3 protein-coding genes and 2 pseudogenes are annotated in these 5,085 nt (G+C 50.9%); 1 reads left to right on the top strand and 4 read right to left on the bottom strand.

What is annotated here, in order from left to right; translation table 11 throughout:
• Positions 1–336: 336 nt before the first annotated feature.
• The 4 genes and pseudogenes from FYJ73_RS15405 to FYJ73_RS15390 form a co-directional block, all read right to left on the bottom strand.
• Complete coding sequence (locus FYJ73_RS15405; RefSeq protein WP_154535625.1) at positions 337–996, bottom strand: hypothetical protein; 660 nt, start codon at positions 994–996, stop codon at positions 337–339.
• Between the two features lie 43 nt (positions 997–1,039).
• Positions 1,040–3,052 carry a relaxase/mobilization nuclease domain-containing protein gene (locus FYJ73_RS15400; protein WP_154535624.1) on the bottom strand — a complete coding sequence of 671 codons (2,013 nt, stop codon included), beginning with the start codon at positions 3,050–3,052 and terminating at the stop codon, positions 1,040–1,042.
• Positions 3,053–3,189: 137 nt separating this feature from the next.
• A pseudogene (gene mobC, locus FYJ73_RS16345) lies at positions 3,190–3,321 on the bottom strand (plasmid mobilization relaxosome protein MobC); the annotation flags it as partial.
• Between the two features lie 449 nt (positions 3,322–3,770).
• Positions 3,771–4,115 (bottom strand): annotated as a pseudogene (locus FYJ73_RS15390) (DUF6371 domain-containing protein); the annotation flags it as partial.
• 225 nt (positions 4,116–4,340) lie between these two features.
• Between FYJ73_RS15390 and FYJ73_RS15385 the strand changes: the two are divergent.
• Positions 4,341–5,085, top strand: a 745-nt coding sequence (locus tag FYJ73_RS15385) for an IS110 family transposase (RefSeq protein ID WP_154535621.1), incomplete at its 3' end; no start/stop codon positions are given.

Genomic DNA, 5,085 nt, shown 5'->3' with positions numbered 1-5,085 from the left:
TTTAGAGTTGTAGACCTTCTCCAGTTCGGCCCAGGGAAGAGTATCGCCCAGTATGACCCAACGGTTGGACTTGTCCAGGCTGTCAAGCGACGACCTGAAGATATCCAGCGTCAATTGTCTGTTTTTATTCTGCGACGTATACTTCATCTTCTGTTTTCTTTAACACTACAAAGCTACCAATTAAATGTTAAATCACCAAATAAAAACGCTGCTATTTTCTGAATATCAGCGAGTTGTATATATTCAGTGAACACTATTTATACGTCTATTAACGCTGCAATAAGTGCCTCTTCCTGACAGAAAAGGCACTTATTATAGAACGCTAAGATGTTTTCATCATGTTCTCTTCATCGTTTTCTGAATCTCAGCCTTGTGCCCATCTATGAACATCCGCAGTATTGCGTTGATGACATGCTTGGTCGGCACGGGCTTGCCACATCTGAGGTTGAAAGCTTCAATCTGACGGTACAGCTCCTTATCTATCCACACCTGCGACGCGGCGAACTTACCAGCTTTGGAAGCAGAGGCGGCACGCCATAATACCGACAGGTCATCTGAAGAAGGAGACACTGCCGGCTGGCTGTCGGCACAGCTAGGCTCCGATGCTTTAGCTGAGGTCTTCAGCTTGGCGGGAGCTGAGTTCTCGTTCTCCTTCGCCTCGTGGAAAGTCTTGCTCTTTGCCTTCTTCGATGAGCCTTCCTTCTTCACCGGCAGGTCTTTGGGCGGTTCTATAGTTTCCGCACTGCTTTCCTCGACGGCAGGGATGACCTCCGGCTCTTTGGAGCAGGTCTTTCCCTTCTTGTCAAAAGAGAAATTGGGAAGAGGATCGGTATTGGCAATGCTGTCCGTACGCTTCTTCCGCTTCTTCGGCTTGTTCTCAGACTCAGTCGTTGATGACCACCAGGAAGGTGTTGTGGCTTCATTGGCTTTCCTTGCCCATCCGTGAATATCGCCAAATTGACGATTCTGAATCTTAGAATTGTCTTTCTTTTCCATTGTTATAATGATTAATCTGTTAAAAACTAGGTTATTGGACTCTTTACCATGACATGTCGCTCCTGAACCGTCGCTCATCATCTATATCGTCCCAGCGTCTGCGGCGACCGCCGACCTCGAACTCCCGGTTGACACCGCTTCCCACATTGCAGGAGAGGAGAGAGACCAACCGCATCATCAACTGCTGGTGCTGACTGACAAAGGCGGCTATCACATCCGGCATGGCACTGCCCTTTGAGGCGCTCGGTGCTGCAAGCTCATACTTGATGTTCCGCAGCATGGCGTTTGCCTCGTCACGGGTTATATACTCCTTGATCAGTCTTACCTTCGTGGCGCGGAACTCGGAGTCATTATCCGCTATCCGGTTCATAAGGCGCGACTCGGCATCCGTCAGGTCGTATCTCAGACTCGCGTCCCCATAGTCGAGGGCAAGCTTCCACGCACCGCTCCACTGCTTGTAGCATCTCACCTTGCTTTCGGGAATGTCGAGCGTCTTGCTTCCTTCAGTGATATACCGCTGAGCCAGCTGCTGACGGTAGAATTTGTATATCTCGCGGTGGAAGTAGAAGACAGCCAGACGGATGGCTACGTCTTCCTGTGCTTCCTTAGGAGCATCGAAATACATATTCAACTGGTCATCGGTAATCTGGCGGTCGTAGATGTTACCATCGATCTCCATCCGGACGATTGCATTATTGTTCTGCAAGCCTACCTTTGCCTTGAATAGTGGACGATAAATGTCCAGTCTGCTGTCAGCCTGGTAGATGGTAATTGGCTTCTCTGTCTGGACAGGGTTCACCGTCTGGCTGGGCTTATCCGATTGACTGGGCTTGTTCCACTGATTGGGCTTGTCCGTCTGTTGGGTACTCGGCGTTTGCCAGCTTCTCTCTGTCCGGCTCGCCCTCTCTGTCCGTCTTGCCTTGGCAGCAGCCTTCGTCTCCTGCACAGCCTTCCACTCCTCGAAGTTGACGACATCGGCAAGCTTCATCACGTCGCTGCCGTTGAGCGCCACCTTATTATTATGGTCAACGATGCCGTATCCTCGCACCACGCCGTTCTTGTCCTTTTGGAAGTGGACGGCAATGCCGAGCTTGCCGCGCAGGGTCTCAACCAGCCATTGCATCTGATACTGCTCGGTTGTGGACAATGAACGCCCGCTAGAGTCGGTCAGGCTCTTGATGTCGGGATGGTTCCGCATCTGTTTCTGTTTGACCAGCTCCTTGCGGGTCTTGGCGCGTGCAGGCTTGTCTTTCCCCGTCACCTGCTTTCGGTCTGATTGTGGAGGATTCTGTTTCAGGCTCAGCTCACGGTACTTGATAATGATTGCCTTCGCACGCCTGGCGGCTTCCTCACGGCGTAGCGCCTCCCTGCGGTCGCTCTTGCAGTCGGCAATACGTTCTTGAACGTCGCTGCGTCTGACCCTGACAGCCTCCGCCCCACCATGATAGAATGACAACACGTCATCATCAGACTTCGACGTGCCGACCGTGTAGTTGAACCAGCGTGCGATATTCATCAGCTGTCCCTCAGTGGTGAAGCTGTAGCCGAGCATCCGCTCAAGGTCGTTCTTCTGGTCCTCACTGATGACGCTGTTGAGCGCGTCGTAGAGTCTGTGATAGTCGTTGTGGTCGGGAAGCAGCCGGCCCTTGGCAGTCACTCTTGTCGTGAGGATGTGCACGTGGTTGTTCTCCGTGTCGTGATGGAAATAGATGAGATAAGGCAGCCGGCCAGCCCCGTATTCCCTCATCATGGCATGGGCGATGCCGACAAGCTGCTCCTTGTTCTTCTCATGTCCCTCGCAGGAAAGGGCAAGGTGTATCTGCCACTGCGTTGACCTCGTGTTGCCGCATGTCTGCGAGCGGTCTTGCAGGTAGCGCTCCACCTCACCTGAGCAGTCTATGCCCACACTGTGGAGCGTGCGCAGCGTGTGCAGGAAGTTACCGTCGATGTTGGCATACCCGGCAAGCTCGGCCACGCCCTCCAGCACTTTCTTCTCGTTGTAGGCCGCCCCGGGGAACACGCCGCCGTGGACAGGCTTCAGTTTTGTGATAATCATAGCTCTTCAGTTTTTGAGTTGTGTGTAAGATGTTCCTTGACTCTCTTCCAGATGTTGGCGTTGGAGGTGCGCATGGAGTTCATGGCCTTCCGGATATCCTCCAGGGCATCAGCCGACTGCCGTGTCACAGGCGACGGACTTGACATCGACTGCGCGTTGACGTGGTAGGCAATCTGGTTGATGTTGTTGCCGATGCGGCCCAGCTCCGTATTCAGCCTTGCGTACTCATCATGGATGGACGACAGCAGACTTAACGTTCTCCTGTCCATACGTGTAAAGTCTTTTCCGCGTTCATCATCATAAGAGCAATCACCGTCATCCTGGAAATTACAGTGATGGAGGGCATAGCGGAACATGTCGCTCATGTTTCCTCCGAAGTGTTCGCCTGCCGTCTTCTTAGCCAGACTTTTCACGGGGGGTCCACACGCATCTGTATGAACTCTGTCTTGATTTGTGTAACTTTTTTTATAGTGTCTTTAGAATAGGTTTATATACAAAGTGAAAGGTAAGCGAGTTTCGAGCGCACCGGTTCCCACTCCCCCTCGCGGGTGGGCAAGTGCCGTTGTAGTGACAAAAGGCCTAACTTGCCCCATCAACTCTCAAAAGACTTTCCATAACTTTAGTGATAAAGTTATGGGCATCGTTTTCATCTTCCTGTGAGTCCGCGAGAGAATGAGAGATTCCTGTGCGGAAGTTTTTACTGTATGAAATTATTCCGTTATCCATTGCCGACACCTCCCTTCCTTATTCTGTCGATTAGATACTTGTTGATGTCCGTCTTCACATACGTCTTGTCAACTTTCACCTCCGCTCCGAACAGTATCTCCCATTCCTGGTCAACCGTACTGTCGGGGAACAGGATAACCTGCCTGCCGTGGAGTTTGTCAATCATTTTCTTTGTCAGTTGTCTGCTGTGTCCTACCGCAAGCCAGTGGAGAGGATACCCGGAGAGGGCTCCGAGCAGTGCGGTCCTCTCCTCCATGACAATGGCGACTGGATTGAACTTCAGCGTATGCTCGCCGAAGAACACGTCACTGTCCTCATAATAGTTACTATGTTTGCAACTGTGAACCGACCGGTGTGCTCATTGATACCCTGCGGAGTATAGATTTTTTCGCATTGAGAGACGCGATGAACCTCTCCGCTTCGCATCGAGAACCCTCGCATATCTCAATGCGATGAAAGGAAAATCTAAAAAAGATGAGTAAAAAGTTGGCACGGTAATAATTGGATTGTATTTTTGCAAAATGAAAGAACAATACACAATAACAATTAAAACCGTACCAATATGCAAAGGAACAAAATTTCTTTCAAAGGACAAAATATTTTTATAGGAATCGATGTCCACGCCAGAACTTGGGAGGTCGCAGTGCTGACCGAGTCAGGATTTGCCAAGAGATTCTCTCAGGCATCCTCGGCAAAAGTGCTCTTTGACTTTTTGAGAAGAAATTTCCCAGAAGGCGAATACCATGCAGTTTATGAGTCGGGCTTCAGCGGCTTCTCCACTTACTACGCCCTCAAGGAATACAATATAGACTGCGTTGTAACACACGCGGCAGATGTTCCCACCACCCAGTACGAGGAGTTGATGAAGACAGACAAGGTTGATGCGCTGAAACTTGCCCGCTCACTTCGTGCGGACGAGATACGCCCGATATACATCCGTGAGCGTGAGAACATAGACGACCGTTCTGTGTTAAGGATCAGAAAGACAATCCAAACGCAACTCGGCGGTTACAAGTCCCGAGTCAAGCATATGCTCCATAGCAATGGTGTAGAGATGCCTGAAAGATTCGCAAAGCATGGCACGCACTGGTCACGGTTTTTCATCAAATGGCTTAAGGAAGACGTCACGCTGCTCTCACCGACACGCAAGTCCCTTGACCTTCTCATTATGCAGGTCGAAACCCTGCGGTCAACGTTGCTCACTGCGACAAGAGAGGTGCGTAAGCTCGCCTTGCTTGACAGGTACAAGGACAACTACGAGCTGTTGAAGGGCATCCCCGGTATTGGGACTATTGTGGCAATGTCCA

This window comes from Hallella mizrahii (genome assembly GCF_009695775.1).
Classification (GTDB): Bacteria; Bacteroidota; Bacteroidia; order Bacteroidales; family Bacteroidaceae; genus Prevotella; species Prevotella mizrahii.
This window is presented reverse-complemented; position numbering and strand designations above follow the sequence as displayed.

Coding starts and splice junctions, on each gene's coding strand:
- FYJ73_RS15405 (WP_154535625.1), bottom strand. CDS start 996: ATGGAAAAGAAAGACAATTCTAAGATTCAGAATCGTCAATTTGGCGAT.
- FYJ73_RS15400 (WP_154535624.1), bottom strand. CDS start 3,052: ATGATTATCACAAAACTGAAGCCTGTCCACGGCGGCGTGTTCCCCGGG.